The sequence below is a fragment of the Pseudomonas capeferrum genome, assembly GCF_013523055.1.
GTDB lineage: Bacteria > Pseudomonadota > Gammaproteobacteria > Pseudomonadales > Pseudomonadaceae > Aquipseudomonas > Aquipseudomonas capeferrum_A.
Genome location: NZ_JAAMQM010000091.1, coordinates 1 through 242, shown reverse-complemented (window position 1 = coordinate 242; position 242 = coordinate 1). Strand labels below are relative to the sequence as shown.

The 242-nt window shown below is 62.8% G+C and carries 1 protein-coding gene; it reads right to left on the bottom strand.

Annotated features, from left to right (window positions below):
- The coding region (locus G7009_RS27430; protein WP_181133396.1) for an immunoglobulin-like domain-containing protein at window positions 1-242 on the bottom strand (242 nt) is incomplete at both ends.

The window sequence follows — 242 nt, the reverse complement described above, 5'->3', positions numbered from 1 at the left end:
GGTAGGTGGCTTCGGTCTGGCCCGCAGCGATCACCACCTTGTCACCATTGGACAGGGTGACGGTGAGCTCACGATCCAGGACCTGGCTGACGCGCACGGTGAAGACCGGCTGCTCGGCTTCGGTGACATTGCCATTGCTGACGATCGAGACGGCGATCTGGTCGCCAGCGTTCGGCGTGCCAGGGGTACCCGGATTACCTGGAGTTCCCGGTTCGTCAGTGACGACTGTGTTGGTGCTGCCA